Here is a 22,604-nt window from a genome sequence, read left to right as displayed (position 1 = left end):
CTGTGCATATAAATAATTAATTAGTCCCAGTTTGGAGCTAAACCTTCAGGGCTAACTAAACGATCATGACAATCTAATTTTGCAATAGCGGCTTTATCGTCACTATCTAACTGTAATTGGGTTGCTTGTAAATTGCTTAATAAATTCTCACGCTTTGTTGATGATGGAATAACTGAGTATCCTTCCCCAATCGCCCACGCTAAAATAACTTGAGCTGGCGTTGCACTGTGTTTCTGTGCAATTTGCGCAATAGTCTCATCGTTTAATGCTTTACCATAGGCTAATGTCATATAAGAGGTAATATGGATATTGTGCTGTTTTGCCCACTCGACGACTTTTTTGTTTTGCAGATAAGGTGATAGCTCGATTTGATTTGTCGCAATATTTTCTACACCGACCGCCGCAATCGCTTTTTCCATTAACGGAATGGTAAAATTAGAAATACCGATTTCACGTGTTAACCCTTGTTTTTTTGCTTCCAATAAAGCTTGCATGAACTCTTCAACAGAAACAGCATCATTTGGAGATGGCCAATGCACCAGTGTTAAATCTACATAATCTGTTTGTAAATCACTTAAACTTTTTTTCAAACTTGGAATGAGCTTATCTTTGCTTAGATTCTCAATCCAAATTTTTGTCGTAATATAAAGTTCATCACGTGAAATGCCACTTTCGGCTATAGCTTGCCCAACCGCTTCTTCATTTTCATAAATTTGCGCAGTATCGATGGCTCGATAACCGACATCTAATGCATTTTTAACTGAAGCAATTACCACATCATCTTTTAAACGGAATGTACCAACGCCGATCACAGGAATAGCCATTATGTTATCTCTCTTAAATTCGTTCACGTTAAACTTTACTGATAATTATTTTTTCGCCATATTTATTAACTGCAAACTAGTCAATAGTTGTGGCGACAATTGAATACCACAGAGAATACGCTGTAATAACACTGACGGAAATAGCCATAATTTCAATAGACTTTTGCTAAAAAATCAATAATTCCTGCAGATAATAGCTTTAACTATAAAAGAGGCCTTCATTAAAATCTTTTACTTAAATTCATTTAACCCCATCATTAAATCAGACAATAAAACTAAAAAAAATAAAAATCTGTTTAATTGGCCTGCTTTTCATCTTTATTTTAGTTTGTTAGCCTAAATACAACTTAGTAATTAGCAAACAAGGCAAGACAAATGAAAATTCTTCTTCTCAATGGTGGACAAACATTCGCTCACTCCGCAGGACAACTTAATCGTACTTTACATGATGTCGCTAAAACCTGTTTAAGTGAGTTAGGGCATACTATCCAAGAAACACATATTGAATCAGGCTACGATATCGAAAACGAAGTTAAAAAATTTCTTTGGGCAGATACAATCATTTACCAAATGCCTGGCTGGTGGATGATGATGCCGTGGATGGTAAAAAAATATATGGATGACGTTTATACCCTCGGCCACGGTCACTTATATGCAAACGATGGACGAACTCGCCAAGATCCAAATAAGCAATACGGCACTGGTGGCCTGCTTCATGGTAGAAAATATATGCTTTCAGTGACTTGGAATGCTCCCGTCGATGCATTTGATGAATTTGATAACTTTTTTGATGGTCGTGGTGTGGATGGTGTTTATTTTGCATTTCATAAATCACAACAATTCCTTGGATTGAAAAAATTCCCAACCTTTATGGTTAACGACGTGATCAAAGAACCCAATATTGAAAAATATATCAATGATTACAAAACGCATCTCACTGCGATTTTTAAATAGTTAATTTAAAAAGGAATATATGCGTCATCCTTCAAGCTGCATGGGTGTTGACTGCATTCAGATAGCCGAATCACATACTTGTGTATGCTCATTGGTCTATCTTCACTTGTCACCTACATGCAACTCGAATGATTTAGCGTATACAACGTATTCCTTTTTTATTATTTGGAATAATATAAATTATATTTTATGCAATTTTACTTATTAATTTCACATCTAGCAGATCAATTTTATCTTCTATTCTCTTAATAATATCTTGCAAGTGTTGCGTAGCATTATGTTTATCTAGTGATTGTTGATCCTTCCATATCTCAAAGAAAATAAATGTATTGGGATTAGCATTATCTTGATGTAATTCATACTGAAGGCAACCTTCATCTCTATTGCTTGGCTCAACAAGCGATTTAGTTGCTAGTTTTACAAACTCAACTTCATTATCTTTTGCAATTATCGTTGCAACAATTCTTATTTCCGACATAAACTCATCCTGTTATAAAAGTAGAGAATTTCAACCCCTCTATTTATAACATAACTCAAAATTAGAATTCAGGCTTTATTATTCTATAATTCAGAAAATACATTTCTAATTTTAATAATATTGTTATATTGCAAAAACAGCGTAATTTTAAAATATAATACAATTAATTTTATAATTGCATTATATTTTGTTTATTTCATATTGATAGCCATAAGCTAAATTTCATCCAACAGTGATGCAATAAAGGCTAAGCGATGCTCATCACCTCCTTGAGTTACGCGATCACAGTTCATCCACTTTCCATTTTTAAGCCCTACCGCTGTCATACAGTGGAAAATAGCATCATGAACAGGATCACCTTCTTTGACTATAAAGTCAGTAGGCTCTTCAGATGTCGTCACAATGGTCGTTTTGTTGATATCTAACAGTGGTAAAAGCTTTTGTTGTTGTTCGTTATAGTACCAAGCAAAACCATTTAACATCACTTTATCAAAGAAACCTTTTAAAATAGCAGGCATTCCCATCCACCAAACAGGGAAAATAACAATCACCTCACAACTGGCTTTCAGTATCCTTTGATATTTTCCCACTAAAGGATCAATAAAGTTCCCTTTTGCATATAATGCAAGTTCAGCCTCTGTTAAAACAGGATTAAAGTTATCTGTATGTAAATCAATAATCTGAAACTTTTTATTTTTGGCCATTAACTCTTTTTCTATTGTTTCGAGTAAAAAATGACAGAAGCTGCCGTCCCATGGGTGCGCATAAATAATTGTTACCATAAAATTCCATCCTTATAATAAAGTCCGAATAATACAAAATAGAACTCTCTTTTTTCGACCTTTTTATTGTAACTTATTATAGATTAGTAATTATGATAAAACGCAAAAACTGTTGAAATACTGTACAGATAATACTAACCCAAATAGCATGATTAAATGAACATATAAAAGTGAGGTCGCAATGGAAAATCATATTCAATTGGATATTAAAGACAGTGAAACCCTATTATCTTACTTATCAACTGAAATAAGTTTACCGATTGGCACTAAAAACTTTAATGGTTTTAGCATACAACACACGCCTATTACAGCTTATGACGCAGAGATAGCAATTGAACATATTGAAAATGCCATTATTCCAGTAAAAAGACAGCTTCCTGATGGGGAAATATTACTCTCTAGCAATAATAAAATGCTAGGTTTACTGATAGAAAATAGGCATGTTAATGGTGAATTTATAACGACACCACAAATCGAAGATGCTTTTAATGAATTGGTCAATGTAATTAACGGTAGCCCTATTCATTCAACACAATTACCAACGAATAGTGAGTTCAGTGCTTTTTTATTAATTATAAGGGAAATTACCCATCATTGGGGTTTGAATGGTATAACATATAATTAATCACAGTAGAGAAAGAGGACAAAGCCCTATATCTCTAACTTAAATATACTTAAAGATTCTAAAAAAATCTTTAATATTAATACTCTACACGTTATTTTCAAACAAACTAGCTGGGCTATTGCCCTTTAAAAAAGGACACATATCCTTTTTTAAAGAAGAAAAATTGAGTATGATTCACCTATAATTTTAAGTATAAGTGGCTATTAAAATGAAAAGAGTAAACTCTACAGCAAAGTGTGAAGATTTTATTACCTATCATAATCTTAATGAAATTATTTCTGAAGAAACTCTCGAAAAAGCAAAACTTATCCACATAAAGGCTAAAGAGTACTTAATCTTTCAAGATAGCAAAATTAGTCACCTGTATTTTCTTGTTAAAGGCAAATTACAAGTAGAACGCTATGAAACTAATGGAAATAAGGTTGTTTTTTCATTTGAAAATGCATTTTCTATTCTTGGTGATTTAGAACTTTTCCAAGATGACGATGAACATGATAGGATCTACAACACAATTCAAGCTGTTACAGATGCAGATTTACTCGCAATTCCTTTATCTATAATTCGAAAAAAGGAAATTAATTCACCATTATTTTTGCAGTTTATCTGCCAGCACCTCAGTAAAAAGCTATATAACGCATCACAATTACATTCAAGTGCGTCCTATTCAGTAGAGTACAAATTAAGGCGCTACCTATCTTTTGTAGAAAAACAATATGGTGTTAATTTTAAATTAGAAAACAGAGAATCTTTAGCTGCTATGCTAGGGGTATCGGTAAGGCAATTAAATCGAACACTCTCTAAATTAATCACAGACAAGTTAATTGAACTAAAAGGCAAGCAAATAAAAATTTTAAATACTGAGCTACTCTTAAGTTCGTATCAAAAGTAAAAAAGGCCACCAGAGGCAGCCTTAGTCTAATACGGTAACCATTACTTTTTAGTGGCTAAAATAACCGCTGAAGCTTTAATAATTGCCGTAACTTTACTGCCGACTGCTAGCGCCATTTCAACGGTGCTATTATTCGTTACCACAGCTGACAATAATGTTCCCGCCTCCGTTTTTAAGTTAACGACAGAGTTTACACTACCCTTTTCAATAGATTCTACTTTTCCACAAAATTGGTTACGTGCTGAAAACTGGTACTCTTGTGCATCGGAAACAAGGACAACCCACGGTGCTTTAATGACAGCAACGGCTTGTTTACCTTTTTCTAACCCTAACTGTTTAGTACTGTTTTTAGTGATGATTGCGGCAATACTTTCTCCGTTGCCCAAATCTAAAATAACTTCATCATTTATTGCCCCAACAACAACAGACTCAACAACACCGATAAGTTGATTTCTTGCAGAAATAGTCATATTACGCCCTTCTTGATTATTAATGACTCATTATTTGAATAGTAAGGCTTTAACACTAAATTTTCCCAACTGTGGTAACCAAAGCCCATAACTAAAATATCGTAAATCATGACAACATTTCTATGATATTAATACATAATTATAAAAATCAACTGAGCAATTACTCCGAATTTGCGTTATCCATATTAAAGTAGTTCTTGTATTCGCGCTTAATCACTTCTTTTTAACAGTGGATGTTCTTTTTTGTAATCATGTTCATGATTATGGCCTCGGGACTTCAACACAACATATTCTTTTTTACAGTCCGTTAAAAACTGCAAGGAATTTGTCTTGCCCGTTTGGCTATCAATTAAAAAAAGGCTAATCGTATTATTTTTCGGAGAAACTATTTCAATAATACGCCCATCATCATGATAATAATCACCTTTATTAATCGTCACATTAAAATCTTTGATACTCTCGACTCTGCGATGCTCTTTACTTTTATTTAAAGGAAAGCCTGCATATTCACCGATGACAAAATCACGGATGTTAATCACATCATTAAAGAAAAATACTTTGGCGATGGGTGCAGCGGTTGGGAATGTAAAGCTACCATTCCTATCGTGTGATATCTGGTTGATCGATTGGTCAATATCACAGGTATAAACCAACGTTGAATTAGGCGCTTGACATCCAGCTAAAGCCATAATCGCAGTAAATAAAAATCCTATTTTTTTCATTGCATTCCTTGAATTAATAAAGTGCACAAAACTTAGCTTAGTATAAGCAACGTTAAGTTAAAGCTGAAATTTTAAGCGTAAGAAAATGTTTATATTTGATTAGCTCTATTCCTTATTATCAGCTTTATTAGCCCCCCTCTAAGAATGATATTCTCCGCCCCCCAATTGGCACCTTAATATTTGTAAAAAGTGGAGCTTTTATCAAACCACAATTTACTTATATTAATGCTATTATTTTTTATAAGGTACTCTATTTATGCACATAGAAAATGAATTTGGCCAACCTATTGGTCGGCTAATTCCAAATTGGTCTGCGCGCCAATTACCTCAGCGAATTCAACTACAAGGCAGACACTGCCGGATTGCTCCCCTCAATACTTCACACGCTGAAAGCTTATATCAGTCATTTTCCCAATCACCAGATAAGCTTAGTTGGACTTGGTTATCTGATGAAGCGCCTCAAAATTTTGAGCAATATAAAGATTGGGTTCATCACGCTTCACAAAAAAGTGATCCCTTATTTTTTACTATTTTTAATAAGCGCAATGATGCAGCAATTGGTGTATTTTCATTAATGAGAATAGATGCAAATAATGGGGTTGTTGAAGTCGGTCATGTTCACTTTTCCACCTTACTCAGTGGGACAATCATGTCAACCGAAGCACACTGGCTATTGATGCAATATGTATTTAATACACTAGGTTACAGACGTTACGAATGGAAATGCAATAGCTTGAATAACCCTTCCCATCAAGCTGCATTACGTTTAGGTTTTCAATATGAGGGACGATTTCGTAATGCACTAGTGACCAAAGGCCGAAATCGAGATACCGATTGGTTTTCGATTATTGACAGTGAATGGCCACAGGTAAATGAAGCACTACAAGCTTGGTTAGCTGATTCTAACCATCGCAATGGTAAGCAAATAAAATCCCTTTCAACTATTCGAAAAAGTTTCTTGTTAGTCGAAGATTAACGTTGATAGCCCCAAATTGGGGCCATCAAAATAATGGAAATTAAGAAAAATCAGGCCCAATCACATCAATACGATCTGTACAAATTGCATCAACCCCCCACTGTAAAAGCTGAGAGGCTCGAGCTGGGTCATTCACAGTGTAAGCTAATATGCGTAACCCTGCTTGTTTAAGCATTTTGACGCGTGCTTCATCTAAGAGTTTATGGTTTAAATGAATAGAAATACATGCCAATTGTGTTGTTAATTGTTGCCAATCATCACGCCACTGATCGAGTAACAGCCCCCTTGGTAGTTCAGGAACCGTTTTTTGGGCAGCCTCTAAAGCCTCAACAGAAAAGGACGATAATAACGGTGCCGTTTGCCCAACCCAGAGTTCTCGGGCTGCCAATGAAACCAAAGTGCCTGTCTCAATTTCTAGACCTGTTGTTGGCTTAATTTCGATATTCGCCATCATGCCGTATTTCTGGCAACGATCTGCAACTTGTTCAAGGGAAGGTAAGTGCTCACCTGCAAACTCTGAACTATACCAACTTCCTGCATCAATAGTGAGCAATTCTTCCCAACTCAGTAACCCAGCAACACCAGCACCATCGCTCGTTCTTTCTAGCGTATCGTCGTGCAACAGAAAAATTTGCCCGTCAATGGAGAGTTTTGCATCAAACTCAATCATTGTATGCCCAAAGCTCGCACCAACATCAATTGCGGCTAACGTATTTTCAGGTGCAAGTTTACCGCCACCTCGGTGTGCAACAACATGCGGGTAAGGCCAATTACTCATAAACGGTATCCCTGTTGGCTATCGAAAAAATGTAGGTGCGTATCTGGAAAATGAAGATACAGAGCCGTCCCTACCTGTGGACGAAATTCATGACTAAGGCGTACAACCACTTTTTGTGAGGCTATACGCCCATGCACTAAATTATCTGCGCCGAGTATTTCAAGATTTTCGACCACCAGCGGTATTCCTTCAGCTGTTTTCGAAACCCATTCTATATGCTCAGGTCGTATCCCTAACGTTATCGCACTCCCTGCCCACTGTAAATATTGGCGATTCAGCGGTATCAAATGCCCTGAACTAAATATAAAAAATGTACCATCCTCGCTAATTTTACCCTCAAATAAGTTCATCGCTGGTGAACCAATAAAACTGGCAACAAAACGACTCGCAGGTTTCTCATAGACCTCAACAGGGGTACCTATCTGCTCTACAATCCCTCTATTCATCACCATCACTCGCTGAGCCAATGTCATTGCCTCTACTTGGTCATGAGTCACATACAAACTGGTTGTTTTAAGCCTTTGATGAAGATGTTGTAGTTCCAGTCGCATTTGTACGCGTAATTTAGCATCTAAGTTGGACAATGGCTCATCAAACAAAAACACAGCGGGATCACGTACTATTGCCCGTCCCATCGCAACACGCTGGCGCTGCCCTCCTGACAATTCACGCGGACGGCGTTGCAACAAACCCTCTAGCTCTAATATACGGGCAGCTTCTTCAACTTTTTTGCGGATTTGATCTTTACCTAACCCTCTGATTTTTAACCCCCACGCCATGTTTTCTTCAACACTCATATGTGGGTATAACGCATAATTTTGAAAAACCATTGCAATGCCGCGCTCTTTAGGTTCTAAATTTGTCACTCGTTGCTGGTCAATCCAAATATCACCACTGGTCACTCGCTCAAGGCCTGCAACCATACGTAATAACGTTGATTTTCCACAACCTGACGGACCAACCATCACAATAAACTCACCATCCGCAACATCAACAGTTAATGGCTTAATAACTTGGTTTTTACCATCCCAACTTTTACTAACTGCTTGTAATTTTAACTCTGCCATGGCTTATTTCTCGCTATCGACCAAGCCACGCACAAATGCTCTTTGCATGACTAAAACAATAATTACAGGGGGGATTAATGTCAGCAGCATCGCTGCCATGACTAGATTCCATTGTGTTGTTCCTTCTCCTGAAGCAATCATGCCCTTTATCCCTGCAACCGCCGTCCCTAAATCTAGGTCAGTAATAATCAATAGTGGCCACAGATATTGATTCCAACCATAAATAAAGGTAATCACAAATAAAGCCGCGAGATTAGTTTTTGAAAGTGGCAATACAATATCGAAGAAAAAGCGCATCGGGGTTGCACCATCAATGCGAGCAGCTTCCATAAGTTCATCAGGCAACGTCATAAAAAACTGGCGAAATAAAAAAGTCGCTGTCGCAGAGGCCATGAGGGGCAATGTTAGACCTGAATAGCTATCAAACATATTCAAATTAGAAATCACTTCGATCGTCGGAAAAATGCGCACCTCAACAGGAAGCATTAATGTGATAAAAATCATCCAAAAAAAGAGGTGACGAAATGGAAAACGAAACCAAACAATGGCAAAAGCAGATAACAGTGAAACCGTAATTTTCCCAATCGTGATAACCAAAGCCATCAATGTACTATTCGCTAACATCACCCAAAAAGGAGCACTGTTGGCTGCTACGCCATTGTTCCAAATGTAGCTCAAGTTTTCCCATAAATGGCTACCAGGGATCAGCGTAATCGGCGTTTCAAATACCGCTTGGTTATCTAAGGTTGCGGCGACAAAAGCCACATAGAGTGGAAATAAAATAACTATCGTACCTAAGATAAGTATGACATGGCTAAAGATCGTTAATCCTCGGCGCTGTTCAATCATTGATAACGCACCTTACGTTCAATAAAACGGAATTGAATAATGGTTAAAATCACCACTAATAACATTAAAATGACAGATTGCGCTGCGGAAGAGGATAAATCTAACCCAGAAAAACCCTCTCGATATATCTTATAAATCAATGTTGTTGTTGCTTGAATTGGCCCGCCCCCTGTTGCCGCATCAATAATCGGGAATGTGTCAAAAAAGGCATATACCAAATTCACGACTAATAAGAAGAAACTGACTGGTGTAATCAACGGTAATGAAATGCGGAAAAAACGGCGGATAGGCCCAGCGCCATCAATAGCGGCAGCTTCCATCAAAGAACGTGGAATGGATTGTAAAGCGGCAAAGAAAAACAAAAAATTATAACTAATTTGCTTCCAAACAGAAGCGAGAACAACCAAAAACATCGCTTGCCCACTGTGCTGAGCATGGTTCCAATCATACCCTATAGATTCTAATACATGGGTAATTAACCCTCTGCCTGGGCTGAATAAAAACATCCATAAAACCGCGGCAATAGCAGGAGCTACCGCATAGGGTAATAACATCAATGTTTGGTAAAAACGGCTACCTCGAATAACATAATCCACCAAGGCGGCAAAAAACAATGAGACAAATAACCCACATCCTGCCACTAATCCACTAAACACCATGGTGGTATAAAATGAATCAAGATAATAGCTATCTTGGAATAATTGAATAAAGTTATCTAACCCAACAAATTCACTTGAGAACCCAAATGGATCAATATTTTGCAATGAGTACCATAAGGCTTGAACAGCTGGCCAAATAAAAAAAATAATGGTAATCAATAACTGAGGTAGAACAAGGGCATAGGGTAGCCAACTTGATCGAAAAACAGGTCGTGAAGAAGACATAAAAACACTCGGTTAAGTTGCATAATTGCCCCTTCCTTGAAGAAAGAGGCAATAGTGTCTGTCAGTTACTGCTGGGTTGATTTTTCAAAGCGGCGTAATAATTGATTACCTCGGTCAACTGCGGTATCTAAAGCCTGTTGGGGCGTTTTTTTCCCTGACCAAACCGATTCTAATTCTTCATCTACAATGGTACGAATTTGAGGCATATTCCCTAAACGTAAGCCTTTGGTGTAGGCTAAAGGAGGTTTGTTTAGCATCTGGCGAGTCGCAATATCTGCACCTGGGTTTTTATCATAATAACCCGATTCACGGCTTAAATTATAAGCTGCCGTTGTTATCGGCAAATAACCCGTTTTTTGGTGCCACTGTGCTGCATTTTCAGGTTTAGCTAAGAACTGCATAAACTCGGCAACCCCTTTATATGTTGCAGGGTCTTTTCCTGCCATCACCCATAAACTGGCTCCACCGATAATGGCATTTTGCGGTGCTCCCTCCACTTCGGCGTCATAAGGCATCATGCCAACACCAAAATCAAATTTGGCATGCTTGCGAATATTTGCAAGTGAGCCTGAAGAAGCGGTAATAATGGCACAATCGCCGTTGTAGAATTTTTCTGTGGATTCATCTTTACGGCCTAAGTAGCTGAAATCGCCTCTTTTATTCATTTCTTGCAACAAAGCGATATGCTTAACTTGTGTTGGCTGATTAAATTCTAAAACAGCATCTACCCCATCAAACCCATTATTTTTTGACGCAATAGGTTTACCATGCCAAGCACTAAAGTTTTCAATTTGGATCCAACCTTGCCAGCCACTTGCATAACCACATTTCATACCAGATTCACGTAGTTTTGCCGTATAAGCCGCCATGTCTTGCCATGTTTTCGGCGGCTCATCTGGATTTAAGCCTGCTTTTTTGAAGGCTTCTTTGTTGTAATACAAAACAGGCGTTGAGCTATTAAACGGTTGCGATAACAAATGCCCTGTTTTTGCATCACTGTAATAACCCGAAACGGTTGGAACAAATTGCGATTCATCAAATGCAATACCTGCATCTTGGAAAACTTCATAAACTGGCTTAATCGCCTTAGATGCCATCATCGTTGCCGTGCCAACTTCATAAACCTGTAAAATGGCAGGGGCATTACCAGAACGAAAAGCCGCAATACCTGCAGCAAGGCTTTGTTCATAGTTGCCTTTATATACAGGCATAATTTTATAATCTGGGTGTGTCTTATTAAATTCGGTGGCTAACGCATTAACCTCTTCACCCAGCTCCCCTTCCATGGAATGCCAAAAGGAAATTTCAGTGGCGGCGATGGCTTGGCTGGCAAATAATAAACTGAATACTGTCGCTAGCGTTGAATGTTGTAACGGTGTCATTCTATTTATCTCGCTTTCTATTGAATTGCGCTTAGATTTGCATCAAATGTACGAAATCACGCAGTTTATGTTCGAGATAGAATGTACCAGTAGGAAATGACAGAAATATAACTCACGGATGACAGAACAATGACAAAAATGTCTCTAAAGTATGAGATATAAATGACAATCTATTGAAAAATAAAAGACAGTCATCACCTGCCCCTGACATGAAATACTGTCACTTATGTAAGCCACTATTTTTATTAATTAATAAAATTTCACTTCTGTTTTACTGATTTTTGCCAATTTCACCGTTTTACCATTCGAGTCCAAGGTGAGAGTAAAATTACACTGGTAAGCAATATTGCGCTTATCATAATCACATTTTGAATCAACCAATAGAATTGTTTGCCCTAATGCCCGAATATCCATAGTAAGATCAAATGGTTTCGTGAAATCTTTACCATAAGTTATTAACGTCTCTGAAATAACGCTATTACCTTTATAATATTTAATTTCTGTTGGTAGCTTATGCTCGTTATAGCTGTTCTCACCAAATTTTTCTTTCGTGTCCGCAAGCACTGAACCTGTGATAAATCCATCTTTATTATATTGATAGATTAATTCTCCATTTGTATCTTTCCTTGAAATTATATTACAGTCTTTACCTATCACAATTTCGACTGGCCCATTCGCATCCATTCCAATCAACTTATTCTTAACCCTTTTAATTAAAAGGTAATTATGAACACTGCTTAGATATTCATCTTTTTTCTGATCTAGCCAAAAACTCTCGACACAACCATCAGGCCCTATTTTTAGTACGGACTTGTAATTAATCGTTTTATCTTCATTGTAAACCGTGCCGACAAGCTCCTTAACATTGCCCCTTACAGGATTAAAATCATACAACTGAGCCATGTTGAACACTACAGGGTTATATTGCTGTTCTTGAAAAGCCAAGGTTCCAAAAGAGGTAAAACAAACAATTACCTGCACCATTGGTAATACACATTTACAATTCATTTTTATTTTTTATACCCTTAAGGCTGGTATTCTGTGATGACTTAATAATGTCAGGTTTTGAGGTCGATTAAACCAACGTATCACACATCCCTACTTTATTGCTTACACGTTAAATTGGCAGAGAAGAACCTCACGAAAATTAACAAAGACGTCAACGCTTCCTCTATAGGTAGAATTTTTCAAGTTGCTCACCCATGAATTAACTAAGTATCAATTCGCTTTTTCTATCACCTGAAATTAATGTCAAAATAACTAAACCACAAAGTATCCACTCCCTACTTATTTTTACTTTTGTTCCAAAGTACAAAATGAATAATCCCTAAACCACCGTGACCGTAAATATAAATCTCAATTAAAATTGTGAGTGATTTATGAATACTTCTAGCCTCTAAAGCAAGTGGCGACTGCTGTAACCATAGTATAAACCATACAATGCCCGACAAAATAACAATTGATAAAGCACCTAACCCTAACCCTTGAACTATTGCTGCAAGTCCTTTAGGAGAGCTGTCTGGTAGTTTTTTGGCTAAAAGTAAGCTTATATCTTCTTTGATTTGCTTAAAGTCCCCCCAGAGATAGGGATAAAAATATCTAAGCCCACGCTGGTTAAAACATGATACGACTAAAAAGAACGTCAGGAAAAAAAGTACAAATCCTGAAACAATATGAATCCAAGTGAATAAATAAGCTTCATCAAAAAAAGGAATAACTACTGACTTTGTTCCAGTCATCCAATTACTAACTATGATTTGTGATATCACTAAGAGTAGAATTAATACATGTAGAATTCTTATTCTTTTAGTCTGATAAAGACCAAAAAAATCCCAAATCGATTTGAATATGCTCACAATGTTTCACCTTTTTTATAATCTTTCGCACGGACATTGTTTAATAGCTTATAATACGCTTATTTTATGGCTTTAAGTCCTAGCCGTAGAATATTTTATATGAAATATAGCTCACATCTACCACTCAATTACGACAATCCTTTTAAGATGACTCCATTCATAGTTATGGAATATGTTTGTTTTCAGTATGGAATTAATGCGCAGAGGACAAAAAACCAGCCTTTTTATTGGCTGTTTATTTACTATTGTTGGTGGGCTAAGTGTATTTAAAGATAGTCCGTTACCATCCGCCAGCGTGTATGCATTTTATTTTGGCTTGGCACGCTTGATTGCCATGTCTGTTAGCTTCATAAATCACCAATATTGTATAGGGAAATTGCAGAGGAAATTTCTATACAAAAAAACTATGCAATAAATTATAGAGATTTAGAACGAGGTTAGTAGACTTCGGTAGAGTGAGATTTCGCTAGAATGCTTGATTTACTTGGGATTGTAAGACGTTACTAGAAGTGAAGATGGCGGAGGAGGAGAGATTCGAACTCTCGGATGGTTTCCCATCGGCGGTTTTCAAGACCGCTGCCTTCAGCCGCTCGGCCACCCCTCCGCAATGACGTGCACTATAAACATCCTCTTCGTGGATGTAAACCCCTAACTTGTTCGTTCGCCTTAAAAATATACGCATTTCAGTCTGTTGGGTGAAAATATCAACATTTTAATTCGTTCGCTTGGGTTATGGGCTCATTTTTGCTAAATTTGTACTCTGTTTTTTTGGGATTAATAAAGTATGTTGCTGTTTAACAATCAAGAAATTGAAACGGACTCTCAAGGTTATTTGCTCGATAGCCAACAATGGTCAGAGGAACTCATCCTTTTACTTGCGCAAGAAGAAGGCATTGAACTGACTCATGAGCACTTAGAAATCATTCGTTTTGTGCGTAACTTCTACTTAGAATTTAATACATCCCCAGCGATCCGCATGTTAGTCAAAGCCGTTTCGCAACAATTTGGGGAAGAAAAAGGCAATAGCCGCTATCTATACCGGCTCTTTCCAAAAGGGCCAGCCAAACAAGCGACTAAACTTGCTGGCTTGCCTAAGCCTGTGAAATGCATTTGATTTCTTACTAATAGCGGACATTAAAATCCGCTATTGGCGCCGTTTGCCAGCTTTCACTAAAAAAATGATCAATTTTAGCCCCTGGTGGTCCACCCGCTTTCAACCAGTCATCGACAAATTCAATATCTTGCTCTGAGCCATAAATCGCAAGTTTTACACTGCCGTCTTCACGGTTGCTCACAAAACCTTTAAGCCCATTTTGATTGGCCCAATGATAGGTCTGATAACGAAAGCCAACCCCTTGAACTCGCCCATAAATATAAAAGTAACGGCCTGATGTTGTCATGTTCGCCTCCTTTTTAGAGCATAATAGTGTGGTTCTCTTTTTTAGCTGTTGTTTTTTACCCGTTGAACAGATAATCTGCTAGTGAGGCACTGCTTTCTCAACGTTGCATATAGAGACAGTGTATTGCGTTATTGCTAATTGTCCATACGTTAACTTGAAAACGCGCAACACTGCCCACATATAGATTGAAGTACAAGCAAGGCTATTAGGAGGTCGCTATGATGATCACCAGTAAATATGGGATCGGGCAACAAGTCAGACACAAACTTCTCGGCTATTTAGGGGTCGTTGTTGATGTGGACGCTGAATATTCGCTCGAACAACCACATGATGATGATATTGCCTCAAACAGTACGCTACGCGATCTGCCTTGGTATCATGTTGTTATGGAAGATGACAATGGGGATGCTGTTCATACTTATTTGGCTGAAGCACAAATTACTTATGAATCTGCAGATGACCATCCTGAACAACCTTCGATGGATGAACTTGCAGAGTCAATAAGGTCTCAGTTGCAGGCACCGCGTCTGCGTAACTAATTTTTCTTCTCATTAATGAACGCAACCGTAAAGCAGCACTTAGCTGCTTTACTTTTTAACTGTTAAGTAAAATCATTATTTCTCAAGTCCTAAAGCTAGAATGTCTTGTTTTGGGCATCTGTCCATCACAAACTTCACTCCCGCTTCTAATGCAATTTTTTGTGCCTCTTCGCTAATCACGCCTTTTTGTAGCCACAAAACATTTGCCTTAGCAGCAACGGCTTCTTGCGCGATACCGACAGCAGCTTCTGCATTACGAAATACATCCACCATATCTATTGGCTCATTTATGTCACTTAGCTTTTCATATACCAACTGGCCTAACAACGTTTGCCCTGCTAATTTTGGGCTGACAGGAATGACGTGATAGCCTTGATGTAATAGGTATTCCATGACTTCATAACTGGGTCTATTAACTTTTTCGCTCGCACCGACTAATGCTATGGTCTTCACGCTTTTTAAAATTTCAGCAATTTCTTGATCTTTCATCAAAATATCTCCCAAAACCAGTAAACTATTCACTAGCATTATGATATATCTGGTACATCTTTGCCCAATCAATTTTAACGATATTTAAAGTCCATCTGACTTAAGGGAAAACCATGGAATCAACAACCCGTATTATAGGTGCCTCAAAAAATATTGCTTTAGTTGCCCATGACCACTGTAAGTCGTCTTTGCTGTCTTGGTCTACGAAAAATACACAGCGCCTGCAAGCTCATAAACTGTATGCGACGGGAACAACAGGTAATTTGATTAACCAGCACACAGGCTTGCCAGTCACGAGTATGCTAAGTGGCCCAATGGGGGGAGACCAACAAATTGGTGCCATGATTGCAGAACAAAAAATCGACCTTTTGATTTTCTTTTGGGATCCACTCAATGCTGTACCCCATGACCCTGATGTCAAAGCCTTACTGCGCTTAGCAACCGTGTGGAACATTCCTGTTGCCACTAATCCTGCAACCGCAGATTTTCTCATCACCTCACCATTTTTTGATGAGGCAATCGATATTGTCATCCCTGATTATCAAAGTTACCTAACCAAACGCACAGGCTAATACATCGATTGCCCTGTGCCAAACACTTTCAACACAGGGCAATATCATTACGGTTTTTTCTGTCTTGGTACACCTAATTGCCTGAGCTCCTCAACAAACTCCGATGGGTTTTCAGGGTTATAGAGTAGCCAAACTTGCTGTTTTGCACGTGTTATTGCAACATACAGTAAGCGCCGTTCTTCTGCATTTTCAAATGATTCAGGTTGTGGCAATAATGCTTCTTCAATAATTGACTCTCTTGCTGGTGCAGGAAACCCATCTTTTCCACCATTGAGCCCACAAATTATAACATGATCAGCTTGTTGCCCTTTTGATGCATGGATCGTCATAAATTGGATATTCAACTTCGGCCAACGTGTTTGCGCTTTATTTAGGATCTCTGGTTTTAAATAATGATAACGCGCTAAAACCAATATGATTTCATCATCAAGCACATACCCGCTCATTTTATCTAACAAGCGCTCTAACGCCTCTTCATACAAAAGGACGACAGATTTTTTATTACCTTTAACCAAGCTGTTCAAAGGCTTATCTAGCTGGATAGGATTCTGTAAAATAAACTGGTTAGCAATGTCACCAATACGCTCATTAAACCGATAAGTGGTGTTCAGAGCACAAAGCTCCCCTTCACCAAAGTTATGTTCAAAAGATGTTGTCAAATCCAGCTCAGCACCACTAAAGCGATAGATAGCTTGCCAATCATCACCTACCGCAAACAAGGTTGTTTGCTTATTTTGTTGGCGTAACGCTTGCAAAAGCTTAGCCCTTAACGGTGAAATATCTTGAAATTCATCGACTAAAATATGTTTCCATGGACTAATAAATCGCCCTTTTTCGAGGATATTAACCGCTTGATGGATCAGCCCAGAAAAATCAACCGCCCCCTCTTCTTTTAGCGCGTTCTTCCATGCTTTGAGTAACGGAGCCATCAATTTAATACGCTTATGAAATAACTCTCGTATCCTTTCAGGGGCATTATCCACCATCTCTTTTTGGCTACCACCATGCATTCGCATCAAACTTAGCCAGCGTTCTAAACGTGCAACCACTCTCTGGGTTATCTTTTCGTTTTGCCAGAACTCGCCATCTGGAATATCCCACATCAGCTCTTCACTCAGCCACTCTCGCCAACCTTTAGCTTGCGCTTTTTTACTTGAACACTGCTCGCGCCACTCTTTTAAGAGTAACGCTTGGCGTTTTTTAGTGTTGCTTTCTAGTTCACTGACTACAGGGGATTTTTTACTGCCTTCTCGAATAATATGGAGAGCTAAAGCATGAAAAGTTTTTGCTTGAATCTCATCTTGTTGCAAACGTAATTGAATACGCTCATTCATTTCATCTGCGGCTTTACGACCAAACGCTAACAGTAAAATTTGCTCTGGCTTTGCTAATCCCCGTAGAACTAACCAGCCCGCACGAGCCACTAATACAGACGTTTTGCCGCTTCCAGCCCCCGCAAGCACAAGTACGTTATCTTCACCATTGATAACGGATAAAGACTGAGAATGATTGAGCGGTGATGATTCCACTTGCTGAAAGAAATCGTGGTAACGAGTCAAAACAGATTCACACCATTTCTCATTGATTTGCTTACGACACTGTTGGCTATGATTCAGCCACTGTAGGCATAATTGGTACTGTACTGAACAATTTTCGAACTGCGAAATTCGGGCAAGGGGTAATGGCAGCGACGAAAACTGCTGTTTAATATTATCTTTAATCACCGTTAATTGGCGTAAACTCAACCATGCATCTTGCTGTGATATTTGCTCAATTTTATTGTTCAACTGAGTGAGAACCTCTGCACTCACTTGACTCATCTCTCCACTCCATTGCTGCCATTTTTCATTTAAATAATGAAAAAAGCGCTGAGTTTGTTTCCATTCAGTACCATGCAAACGAATGACTTGCTCGTTTACAATTTCAAACTCTAACTCCCCCCAGACAATACCCCGCTTACAACGAAGATCGATAAGTTCATTAAAAGGGATAAGATATTGGTGATTTTCACCGCTAACTTCAATACCTGCGTTGAGTAAGCGAACCCGATTGTAGGGATGCTGAGCCAGACGCTGTCCAATCTGTGTTGATTTCAGTTCCATACGTCCTGCACCTAAGAATATCAATGACTAAAATACGTTGGCTTGATTCCAAACGGTTTTTTATTCCGAGTAAACACGCTATCCTATAAGGAATAGGGATTTTCTTACCTTTGAGGTACTTTGTGCTAACGCTGCTTACCAGTTATCGTCGTGTGCTCTATAACAGCCATATTCTATATTATATCCGAATCTTTATAGCCCTGACAGGCGCAACCTTATTACCATGGCTCTTAGGTCAAGAGCCAAAAATCACCATTCCGCTTACATTAGGTGTCGTTGCTGCTGCATTAACTGACTTAGATGATAGGCTAACTGGCAGAATAAAAAATTTAATTATTACTCTTTTTTGTTTTTTTATTGCCTCAGTTTCTATTGAACTTTTATTTCCTTATCCTCTATTTTTCTTTTTTGGATTAGCATTTTCCACCTGCGGATTTATTTTATTGGGTGCATTAGGGCAACGTTATGCCACCATTGCGTTCGGTGCATTATTAATTGCAATCTACACCATGTTAGGCGTCCCAATTTTCGATACATGGTACCAACAGCCAGCCCTTCTTCTAATAGGGGCAATCTGGTATAACCTTTTAACCTTAATCGGCCATATTTTATTTCCAGTGCGGCCATTGCAAGATGCCATTACGCAGTGTTACCAACAGTTATCTGCTTATTTAGATGCTAAAGCTAGCTTATTTGACCCCGACCTTGAAGATGATTATCAGCAATCTGTTTATGATTTAGCGCTAGTTAACAGCAGCTTAGTTAATACCATGAACCAAACAAAAAGCGCATTACTTAGCCGCTTAAAAGGCGACCGAGGGCAAAAAGGGACGCGCAATACTCTGCATTATTATTTTGTTGCTCAAGATATTCATGAGCGAGCCAGCTCATCCCATATTCAATATCAACAGCTTAGCCGTACACTTCGCCATCATGATATTTTATTCCGTTTTCAACGTTTATTAACTATGCAAGCCCGCGCTTGCCAACAAGTTGCTCAATCTGTGTTATGGCGTAAACCATACCAACACAATCCACGCTTCGAACGTACATTTGCTTACCTTGAAAATTCCTTGCAACTCCTCAAGGAACAATCCCCTACGCTCCATGAAATCAAGGCATTACATAATTTATTGAAAAACTTGAAAGGTATCGATGTTCAACTGAAAGGGCTGAGCCTTGAACAAAGCTCATGGCAACAAAATAATAAGCAAATTGAGCAATTATCTGATGAATCGCTCTCAGGTTTTAGCGATATTATTTCACGCATTAATCACCATTTAACGCCAAAATCCTCTTTATTTCGCCATGCGGTGCGAATGTCAATTTTACTTTGTACAGGTTATGCAATTATTCAATTGTTTGATATGGAAAGGGGCTATTGGATTTTACTCACCAGTTTATTTGTCTGCCAACCTAACTACAACGCCACTAAACGACGTTTAGCACTACGTATCATCGGCACGATTGTGGGTATTATTATCGGCTTACCGCTCCTTAATTTAATCCCTTCAATAGAAGGGCAGCTTACTCTCATCGTGATTTCAGGGTTGTTGTTCTTCATGTTCCGAAGCAGCCAATATGCCCAAGCCACGCTGTTTATTACTTTGTTGGTTTTATTCTGTTTTAACCTACTCGGTGAGGGCTTCGATGTCGCACTCCCTCGAATTATCGATACCTTAATTGGCTGCTTTATCGCATTACTTGCGGTGAGTTTTATTTGGCCTGATTGGAAATTTCGCCAACTGCCTCAGGTTGTACAAAAAACCATGGATAGCAATTGCCGCTATTTAGATGCGATTTTATTACAATACTACCAAGGAAAAGACAACGGCTTAGAATATCGAGTAGCACGCCGTGAGGCACATAATAATGATGCCGAATTTGCTTCCATTGTCTCCAATATGGCATCAGACCCTAAATCTTATCGAATAACCCAAGAGCAGGCATTTCGTTTATTATGCTTGAATCATACTTTACTAAGTTATATTTCCGCCCTTGGCGCTCACCGAGAGAAAATACAAAATGAAGAGAATTTAACCTTATTAAATGATGCCATTTGTTATGTCGAATCTTCTCTACAAATTACCACGCTAGATCCATATATCGTTGATGAAAAATCAGAAAAGTTGCGTGATAGCCTCTTACACCGTATTGACAATATTTCATCGAGTGATGATGAAAAAACATTGTTAATCATGGAGCAAATAAAGCTTTTACTTGAGCTTATTCCTGAAATAAAACAAATGATCCAGCAAATCAGTTCATCATAAATATTACCGATGAGCGGGTATTAGAATATAAAACAAGCTCTTAATACCCGCTTGATTTTCTGTTTTATACAGTGCTGTCAATTAAACGGCTTAATTAAGCACCTTTACGATGACGCTATCACATTGTCGTTAATTCAAAACTATTATACCAGGCAATTAGCTCTTGCTTAATTGTCTTCGGTAATACTGCGCTGTGGCACCCTTCAATCGCGGCGGCTAAACCAATCAACAACTTAATACTTGGCTTATGCCTTCCATGTTGTTTTAACTTCATAAAACAGGCTTTCGCACCCACCATGCGTAAATCGTCAGCATGCAAGATCCCTATCTTCCCCAAAGCCCTTTCAACAGACATATTCATATTCGGTAAATCTTTTATTCTACGCGTTGTAACCTGCTTTTGTTGCAGTTCCTCAACAGCAGAATGGTAAGCAATTTCAATAAGTTGTAGAAGACGCTTTTCGTCACACCACATTTGCTCTGATAGCTGGTAATAACGCATTTCCAATGGGATACCTTTTTTAGTATAGACTAGCCTATCAAGCCCCGAGGCCTCAAAGTGGCTTCTCGCTAGCAAACACCCTCTGAGATAAAAATGCCCATCCAGTAATAATCCCACAATCGCATCATCGACTAATAAACAGTATCCGCCAAAGTGGTTTTTGCGTTTAAGCTCACCCAACTGGTTTAATAAACGGTACAAATAAAAAATTTTTTCTTCTGATAACAACATTTACCTTAACTCCTTTTTGGGCCTGGTTAACTTTCATCCTTGAGAAAATTAATTTTATTATTTCTTTCATTACAAGCAATTACGCATAACCAATTCTGAGAGTTTCAATAAAAAATGCCAAGTAGAATGCATAGAAAAACACCAAAGTTGCGAAGCGCTTTGAAAAAATAGTCTTGATATTGGATGGATATACAGTTACTGTATGTTCATACAGCATTGTTGCGAGGTGAATTATGAGCATCTATTCTTGGAATAACACAACAGAACATTCTCTTAATAATTACACACAATCTTTCCAAACTGCGGAGCCAACCAATGGCTCAATGCAGCAAGGTATGGTGAGTGAACTTGTCTACGATGAAAAACATCCTATAATGGATTTCATCTTGTTGCCTATGCTGCGTCAGTTTGGTGTTCAATCACGTTGGTTGCTGTGGTTAAGCCCAAACAAAAAACTTAGTAAACACTGGTTAGAACAAGCGGGTATTCCTACACATAAGGTTATGCAGTTAAATCATATGGCACCAATAACCACCATTGATGCAATGGAAAAAGCATTAAAGAGTGGTAATTACAGTGTTGTTTTAGGATGGCTACCTGAATTAAATGAACAAGATTTTGTTCGCTTACAAGACGCAGCACAAGAAGGTCATTCTATCGGCTTTATTATGCGCCCACAAAAGACATATAATATGGTGAGTATGCAATCAGGACAGCTAAACAACCTAAAAATTCATTCAACTCACTATCACTAACCAAGATTAAGAATTTTCTTACTAAATTTAACCTTTAGAAATATTTATCCCTAAAGTGAAATGAAAAGCATTGAAGATCAATCAGATAGATAAAAAACAATCATAATACGAAATATACATATCTCTCTGATTTATACACTAAAAAAATACTTTTTTTAACGTTTATTGCTCACTCTACTTGTATCTTTCTAAGTTCGTTGTAGAC

The 22,604-nt window shown here is 38.1% G+C and carries 25 protein-coding genes and 1 tRNA gene; 9 read left to right on the top strand and 17 right to left on the bottom strand.

Annotated features, from left to right (window positions below; translation table 11 throughout):
- Positions 1-20 precede the first annotated feature (20 nt).
- Positions 21-824, bottom strand: coding sequence for a 2,5-didehydrogluconate reductase DkgB (dkgB, locus tag M1F05_RS06720; RefSeq protein WP_206086699.1), 804 nt, complete (start codon positions 822-824; stop codon positions 21-23).
- Between the two features lie 375 nt (positions 825-1,199).
- On the opposite strand from dkgB, the gene M1F05_RS06715 reads away from it, so the two are divergent.
- Positions 1,200-1,778 carry an NAD(P)H-dependent oxidoreductase gene (locus M1F05_RS06715; RefSeq protein ID WP_206086698.1) on the top strand — a complete coding sequence of 193 codons (579 nt, stop codon included), beginning with the start codon at positions 1,200-1,202 and terminating at the stop codon, positions 1,776-1,778.
- Positions 1,779-1,965: 187 nt separating this feature from the next.
- On the opposite strand, the gene M1F05_RS06710 is transcribed toward M1F05_RS06715, so the two are convergent.
- Complete coding sequence (locus tag M1F05_RS06710; RefSeq protein WP_206086697.1) at positions 1,966-2,256, bottom strand: putative quinol monooxygenase; 291 nt, start codon at positions 2,254-2,256, stop codon at positions 1,966-1,968.
- 215 nt (positions 2,257-2,471) lie between these two features.
- A complete protein-coding gene (locus tag M1F05_RS06705; RefSeq protein WP_206086696.1) occupies positions 2,472-3,038 on the bottom strand; it encodes an NAD(P)H-dependent oxidoreductase in 567 nt (188 codons plus the stop codon).
- A gap of 181 nt (positions 3,039-3,219) precedes the next feature.
- On the opposite strand from M1F05_RS06705, the gene M1F05_RS06700 reads away from it, so the two are divergent.
- Positions 3,220-3,663 carry a hypothetical protein gene (locus tag M1F05_RS06700; RefSeq protein WP_206086695.1) on the top strand — a complete coding sequence of 148 codons (444 nt, stop codon included), beginning with the start codon at positions 3,220-3,222 and terminating at the stop codon, positions 3,661-3,663.
- A 208-nt stretch (positions 3,664-3,871) separates the two neighbouring features.
- Positions 3,872-4,552, top strand: a complete 681-nt coding sequence (locus M1F05_RS06695; protein WP_206086694.1) for a Crp/Fnr family transcriptional regulator — start codon at positions 3,872-3,874, stop codon at positions 4,550-4,552.
- Positions 4,553-4,593: 41 nt separating this feature from the next.
- Here the strand turns inward: M1F05_RS06695 and M1F05_RS06690 are convergent, their stop codons facing one another.
- Together M1F05_RS06690 and M1F05_RS06685 are read right to left on the bottom strand one after the other, a co-directional pair.
- Positions 4,594-5,022 carry a TOBE domain-containing protein gene (locus M1F05_RS06690; protein ID WP_206086693.1) on the bottom strand — a complete coding sequence of 143 codons (429 nt, stop codon included), beginning with the start codon at positions 5,020-5,022 and terminating at the stop codon, positions 4,594-4,596.
- A 209-nt stretch (positions 5,023-5,231) separates the two neighbouring features.
- The gene (locus M1F05_RS06685) at positions 5,232-5,744 is read right to left on the bottom strand and encodes a hypothetical protein (RefSeq protein WP_206086692.1); all 513 of its coding nucleotides are present in this window, start codon (positions 5,742-5,744) and stop codon (positions 5,232-5,234) included.
- 256 nt (positions 5,745-6,000) lie between these two features.
- Between M1F05_RS06685 and M1F05_RS06680 the strand changes: the two genes are divergently transcribed.
- On the top strand, positions 6,001-6,720 hold the full coding sequence (locus M1F05_RS06680) for a GNAT family N-acetyltransferase (RefSeq protein WP_206086691.1): 720 nt from the start codon (positions 6,001-6,003) through the stop codon (positions 6,718-6,720).
- A 40-nt stretch (positions 6,721-6,760) separates the two neighbouring features.
- Here the strand turns inward: M1F05_RS06680 and ugpQ are convergent, their stop codons facing one another.
- The 8 genes from ugpQ to M1F05_RS06640 all read right to left on the bottom strand — a co-directional run bounded on the left by ugpQ (position 6,761) and on the right by M1F05_RS06640 (position 14,140).
- The gene (ugpQ, locus tag M1F05_RS06675) at positions 6,761-7,498 is read right to left on the bottom strand and encodes a glycerophosphodiester phosphodiesterase (RefSeq protein ID WP_206086690.1); all 738 of its coding nucleotides are present in this window, start codon (positions 7,496-7,498) and stop codon (positions 6,761-6,763) included.
- A complete protein-coding gene (locus tag M1F05_RS06670) occupies positions 7,495-8,565 on the bottom strand; it encodes a sn-glycerol-3-phosphate import ATP-binding protein UgpC (RefSeq protein WP_206086689.1) in 1,071 nt (356 codons plus the stop codon). The genes ugpQ and M1F05_RS06670 overlap by 4 nt, the downstream gene beginning before the upstream one ends.
- Positions 8,566-8,568: 3 nt before the next feature.
- A complete protein-coding gene (ugpE, locus tag M1F05_RS06665) occupies positions 8,569-9,414 on the bottom strand; it encodes a sn-glycerol-3-phosphate ABC transporter permease UgpE (RefSeq protein ID WP_206086688.1) in 846 nt (281 codons plus the stop codon).
- The gene (ugpA, locus tag M1F05_RS06660; RefSeq protein ID WP_206086687.1) at positions 9,411-10,298 is read right to left on the bottom strand and encodes a sn-glycerol-3-phosphate ABC transporter permease UgpA; all 888 of its coding nucleotides are present in this window, start codon (positions 10,296-10,298) and stop codon (positions 9,411-9,413) included. Before ugpA ends, ugpE begins: the two co-directional genes overlap by 4 nt.
- A gap of 65 nt (positions 10,299-10,363) precedes the next feature.
- Positions 10,364-11,680: a sn-glycerol-3-phosphate ABC transporter substrate-binding protein UgpB gene (ugpB, locus tag M1F05_RS06655; RefSeq protein ID WP_206086686.1), complete on the bottom strand. Its 1,317-nt coding sequence runs from the start codon at positions 11,678-11,680 to the stop codon at positions 10,364-10,366.
- Between the two features lie 249 nt (positions 11,681-11,929).
- A complete protein-coding gene (locus M1F05_RS06650) occupies positions 11,930-12,664 on the bottom strand; it encodes a YnfC family lipoprotein (protein ID WP_241016910.1) in 735 nt (244 codons plus the stop codon).
- Positions 12,665-12,963: 299 nt separating this feature from the next.
- Positions 12,964-13,536, bottom strand: coding sequence for a cytochrome b/b6 domain-containing protein (locus M1F05_RS06645; RefSeq protein WP_206086684.1), 573 nt, complete (start codon positions 13,534-13,536; stop codon positions 12,964-12,966).
- A gap of 516 nt (positions 13,537-14,052) precedes the next feature.
- Positions 14,053-14,140, bottom strand: a tRNA-Ser gene (locus M1F05_RS06640).
- 180 nt (positions 14,141-14,320) lie between these two features.
- Between M1F05_RS06640 and tusE the strand changes: the two genes are divergently transcribed.
- A complete protein-coding gene (tusE, locus tag M1F05_RS06635) occupies positions 14,321-14,650 on the top strand; it encodes a sulfurtransferase TusE (protein WP_206086683.1) in 330 nt (109 codons plus the stop codon).
- A 7-nt stretch (positions 14,651-14,657) separates the two neighbouring features.
- Here the strand turns inward: tusE and M1F05_RS06630 are convergent, their stop codons facing one another.
- The gene (locus tag M1F05_RS06630) at positions 14,658-14,936 is read right to left on the bottom strand and encodes an acylphosphatase (RefSeq protein WP_206086682.1); all 279 of its coding nucleotides are present in this window, start codon (positions 14,934-14,936) and stop codon (positions 14,658-14,660) included.
- 218 nt (positions 14,937-15,154) lie between these two features.
- Here M1F05_RS06630 and hspQ point away from each other — a divergent pair, with 218 nt between their 5' ends.
- On the top strand, positions 15,155-15,475 hold the full coding sequence (gene hspQ, locus M1F05_RS06625) for a heat shock protein HspQ (RefSeq protein ID WP_206086681.1): 321 nt from the start codon (positions 15,155-15,157) through the stop codon (positions 15,473-15,475).
- 75 nt (positions 15,476-15,550) lie between these two features.
- On the opposite strand, the gene M1F05_RS06620 is transcribed toward hspQ, so the two are convergent.
- On the bottom strand, positions 15,551-15,964 hold the full coding sequence (locus tag M1F05_RS06620; protein ID WP_206086680.1) for a CoA-binding protein: 414 nt from the start codon (positions 15,962-15,964) through the stop codon (positions 15,551-15,553).
- Between the two features lie 113 nt (positions 15,965-16,077).
- On the opposite strand from M1F05_RS06620, the gene M1F05_RS06615 reads away from it, so the two are divergent.
- Complete coding sequence (locus M1F05_RS06615) at positions 16,078-16,536, top strand: methylglyoxal synthase (RefSeq protein ID WP_206086679.1); 459 nt, start codon at positions 16,078-16,080, stop codon at positions 16,534-16,536.
- A gap of 47 nt (positions 16,537-16,583) precedes the next feature.
- Here M1F05_RS06615 and helD read toward each other — a convergent pair whose 3' ends face one another.
- Positions 16,584-18,638 (bottom strand): DNA helicase IV, encoded by a 2,055-nt coding sequence (gene helD, locus M1F05_RS06610; protein WP_206086678.1) that lies wholly within the window; start codon positions 18,636-18,638, stop codon positions 16,584-16,586.
- A 122-nt stretch (positions 18,639-18,760) separates the two neighbouring features.
- Here helD and yccS point away from each other — a divergent pair, with 122 nt between their 5' ends.
- On the top strand, positions 18,761-20,911 hold the full coding sequence (gene yccS, locus M1F05_RS06605) for a YccS family putative transporter (RefSeq protein ID WP_206086677.1): 2,151 nt from the start codon (positions 18,761-18,763) through the stop codon (positions 20,909-20,911).
- A 118-nt stretch (positions 20,912-21,029) separates the two neighbouring features.
- Here the strand turns inward: yccS and M1F05_RS06600 are convergent, their stop codons facing one another.
- The gene (locus tag M1F05_RS06600; protein ID WP_206086676.1) at positions 21,030-21,644 is read right to left on the bottom strand and encodes a TfoX/Sxy family DNA transformation protein; all 615 of its coding nucleotides are present in this window, start codon (positions 21,642-21,644) and stop codon (positions 21,030-21,032) included.
- 233 nt (positions 21,645-21,877) lie between these two features.
- Here M1F05_RS06600 and sulA point away from each other — a divergent pair, with 233 nt between their 5' ends.
- Entirely contained in the window at positions 21,878-22,399 is a 522-nt protein-coding gene (gene sulA, locus M1F05_RS06595) for an SOS-induced cell division inhibitor SulA (protein ID WP_206086675.1), read from the top strand.
- The last annotated feature ends 205 nt before the right edge of the window (positions 22,400-22,604 follow it).

Source organism: Providencia sp. PROV252, from assembly GCF_033676005.1.
GTDB lineage: Bacteria > Pseudomonadota > Gammaproteobacteria > Enterobacterales > Enterobacteriaceae > Providencia > Providencia vermicola.
Note: the sequence above shows the minus strand (reverse complement) of the source record. Positions and strands in the feature narration are given on the sequence as shown.

Excerpts from the sequence above, each read along its gene's own strand:
- dkgB (WP_206086699.1), bottom strand. The coding sequence starts at position 824 with ATGGCTATTCCTGTGATCGGCGTTGGTACATTCCGTTTAAAAGATGAT.
- M1F05_RS06715 (WP_206086698.1), top strand. The coding sequence starts at position 1,200 with ATGAAAATTCTTCTTCTCAATGGTGGACAAACATTCGCTCACTCCGCA.
- M1F05_RS06710 (WP_206086697.1), bottom strand. The coding sequence starts at position 2,256 with ATGTCGGAAATAAGAATTGTTGCAACGATAATTGCAAAAGATAATGAA.
- M1F05_RS06705 (WP_206086696.1), bottom strand. The coding sequence starts at position 3,038 with ATGGTAACAATTATTTATGCGCACCCATGGGACGGCAGCTTCTGTCAT.
- M1F05_RS06700 (WP_206086695.1), top strand. The coding sequence starts at position 3,220 with ATGGAAAATCATATTCAATTGGATATTAAAGACAGTGAAACCCTATTA.
- M1F05_RS06695 (WP_206086694.1), top strand. The coding sequence starts at position 3,872 with ATGAAAAGAGTAAACTCTACAGCAAAGTGTGAAGATTTTATTACCTAT.
- M1F05_RS06690 (WP_206086693.1), bottom strand. The coding sequence starts at position 5,022 with ATGACTATTTCTGCAAGAAATCAACTTATCGGTGTTGTTGAGTCTGTT.
- M1F05_RS06685 (WP_206086692.1), bottom strand. The coding sequence starts at position 5,744 with ATGAAAAAAATAGGATTTTTATTTACTGCGATTATGGCTTTAGCTGGA.
- M1F05_RS06680 (WP_206086691.1), top strand. The coding sequence starts at position 6,001 with ATGCACATAGAAAATGAATTTGGCCAACCTATTGGTCGGCTAATTCCA.
- ugpQ (WP_206086690.1), bottom strand. The coding sequence starts at position 7,498 with ATGAGTAATTGGCCTTACCCGCATGTTGTTGCACACCGAGGTGGCGGT.
- M1F05_RS06670 (WP_206086689.1), bottom strand. The coding sequence starts at position 8,565 with ATGGCAGAGTTAAAATTACAAGCAGTTAGTAAAAGTTGGGATGGTAAA.
- ugpE (WP_206086688.1), bottom strand. The coding sequence starts at position 9,414 with ATGATTGAACAGCGCCGAGGATTAACGATCTTTAGCCATGTCATACTT.
- ugpA (WP_206086687.1), bottom strand. The coding sequence starts at position 10,298 with ATGTCTTCTTCACGACCTGTTTTTCGATCAAGTTGGCTACCCTATGCC.
- ugpB (WP_206086686.1), bottom strand. The coding sequence starts at position 11,680 with ATGACACCGTTACAACATTCAACGCTAGCGACAGTATTCAGTTTATTA.
- M1F05_RS06650 (WP_241016910.1), bottom strand. The coding sequence starts at position 12,664 with ATGGTGCAGGTAATTGTTTGTTTTACCTCTTTTGGAACCTTGGCTTTT.
- tusE (WP_206086683.1), top strand. The coding sequence starts at position 14,321 with ATGTTGCTGTTTAACAATCAAGAAATTGAAACGGACTCTCAAGGTTAT.
- M1F05_RS06630 (WP_206086682.1), bottom strand. The coding sequence starts at position 14,936 with ATGACAACATCAGGCCGTTACTTTTATATTTATGGGCGAGTTCAAGGG.
- hspQ (WP_206086681.1), top strand. The coding sequence starts at position 15,155 with ATGATGATCACCAGTAAATATGGGATCGGGCAACAAGTCAGACACAAA.
- M1F05_RS06620 (WP_206086680.1), bottom strand. The coding sequence starts at position 15,964 with ATGAAAGATCAAGAAATTGCTGAAATTTTAAAAAGCGTGAAGACCATA.
- M1F05_RS06615 (WP_206086679.1), top strand. The coding sequence starts at position 16,078 with ATGGAATCAACAACCCGTATTATAGGTGCCTCAAAAAATATTGCTTTA.
- helD (WP_206086678.1), bottom strand. The coding sequence starts at position 18,638 with ATGGAACTGAAATCAACACAGATTGGACAGCGTCTGGCTCAGCATCCC.
- M1F05_RS06600 (WP_206086676.1), bottom strand. The coding sequence starts at position 21,644 with ATGTTGTTATCAGAAGAAAAAATTTTTTATTTGTACCGTTTATTAAAC.
- sulA (WP_206086675.1), top strand. The coding sequence starts at position 21,878 with ATGAGCATCTATTCTTGGAATAACACAACAGAACATTCTCTTAATAAT.